The following is a 1752-nucleotide window of genomic DNA, read 5'->3' on the forward strand; positions in this document are numbered from 1 at the left end:
TCTAAGAAGAACTCACGTTTTGTGATTAACTTAACCGCACCTTTTTTAGCCAAGATGGATGTACCTTGTTCAAGTTTGTTTGAACGTACGATAACAGCTCCCAACGCTTCACCAAACGCGCCTTTCACAATGATGTTGTCGCCTAATTCAGTCGCACGCGTAAAGTTTGCAGCTGCATCACCACGTAATTTTCCGGCGTCTAATGGGTTGACGAACAACACCATAGGCTCTAAATCTTCGTCGTTAAACTTGTCAATAGCTGATTGTAAGCCGTTCAACTTAGTAATATCCGCTTCGACAGTTAATTTTGCACCCATCAACGCTTCTAGCACATCATTGTCAACTTTGTTAGCATGCGCTAAACCATGTTGACGTACTTGTTCCCCTTGAGGGTCTCCGTAACCCGAAAGTAATGCCTCATCAGTAATTGATGTACCTTTTGCGACTTTTCGGATTTTAGCTTCACGCTTTTTAGTTTCAAGGATGTCAGTAGGGATTTTTTCACCCTCAGCCACCACTTGTGCGTCACCACTGTAAATAAAAGCCGGGAATGTTAATGTGTCTCCCGGTTGTCCTTTTAATGTGTTGTCAATTTCTGCAAACGATGCAAAACGTAATTTCTTATCTAACTCCGCTTGCATCATAGGCGCTAATACTTCTGGTACCACCTGTGTATTTAACTTTGTCATACCTTGTGCCATATTTTATACCTCTTTCTTTTTTTAGTTTACTAATTTCTCGTACGTTTCTCTGTCGTTTAAATAAAGCTCAGTACGTTGGCTTACACTCATGCTGTCAAACTGCTCTTGTGTAACACCACCTGAAACATTGTCACCTTCGTTAGGTGTACGTCCTGTTGGCTTTTGTTCTGCAAATAAATAAGGTTTAGACTCTTGCAGTGCTTTTACTGCATCTTCTAAACCTTTAACAGTGCCATCTTCTTGAAGTTCAAGGTTACTCTTGTCGAGCATCAAGAGAACATCATTAGCGTCATTTGCATCTTTAGCAACCGCTAATTTGATAGCGTTATTCAGTTGTGTCTCTTCATACTTAGTTTGCCAATCTGCATTTTCTTGTTTGACTTTATCGAGTTCTTTTTGAATCTCGCTTTCGTTTTCCACAGATTTTTCTAAGTTTGCAATTTGTTCATCGCGGTTAGTGATTTCTGCTTTTAAATCTTTAATCTCGGCATTCTTATCATTAAGACGAGAACGTGGTACCATTCCGGATTGAGATTCATCAAAAGCGTCTAAAACTTTCTGTTCATCAACTTCACCGTTTTTAAATTGCTCTAGTAATGATTTTAAATCCATTTAAACTACTCCTTTTTACGAGTTTTACGTGCAACGCCACGAAGAATTTTGTATAAAAAGAAGCAGTTTAACGACGTGCTGAGGTCGAGCATTAGATTGCTAGCTATTTAAAATTAATCACCATTTTTTTAACATTATTTCTATACTCTTTGAATTTATTGTAGTCTACATCGCCTTCTACTTCTATAAAACAAGTATCAGGACTATAGGAAGCTATAACATCGTAATCTGAACCAAATTCCGATTTCTTTTGCTTCGGTAAAGCATCGTATTTTTCAGCTTTAATAAGCAAGACGTTGTAATCTTCTAAATCAATATTCACTGTATTGCGTTCCATTGTTTAACCACCTTTACGTTTCATCTTCTCCCACTCACGATAGGTCATATGCGGGATTACTTCTGTTGTTCCATCGTCATTACGCACACGCATTACACCAGG

General features: G+C 38.5%; 3 protein-coding genes and 1 pseudogene. All 4 read right to left on the reverse strand.

Annotated elements, in window-relative coordinates; translation table 11 throughout:
- Window positions 1–701, reverse strand: a 701-nt coding sequence (locus CD138_RS12370; RefSeq protein ID WP_019169512.1) for a N4-gp56 family major capsid protein, incomplete at its 3' end; no start/stop codon positions are given.
- Between the two features lie 21 nt (window positions 702–722).
- Window positions 723–1313, reverse strand: a complete 591-nt coding sequence (locus tag CD138_RS12375; RefSeq protein ID WP_019169513.1) for a phage scaffolding protein — start codon at window positions 1311–1313, stop codon at window positions 723–725.
- A gap of 103 nt (window positions 1314–1416) precedes the next feature.
- The gene (locus CD138_RS12380; protein ID WP_019169514.1) at window positions 1417–1650 is read right to left on the reverse strand and encodes a hypothetical protein; all 234 of its coding nucleotides are present in this window, start codon (window positions 1648–1650) and stop codon (window positions 1417–1419) included.
- Window positions 1651–1653: 3 nt separating this feature from the next.
- A pseudogene (locus tag CD138_RS12385) lies at window positions 1654–1752 on the reverse strand (phage head morphogenesis protein); the annotation flags it as partial.

This window comes from Staphylococcus intermedius NCTC 11048 (genome assembly GCF_002902385.1).
In the GTDB taxonomy this organism is placed as follows: Bacteria; Bacillota; Bacilli; order Staphylococcales; family Staphylococcaceae; genus Staphylococcus; species Staphylococcus intermedius.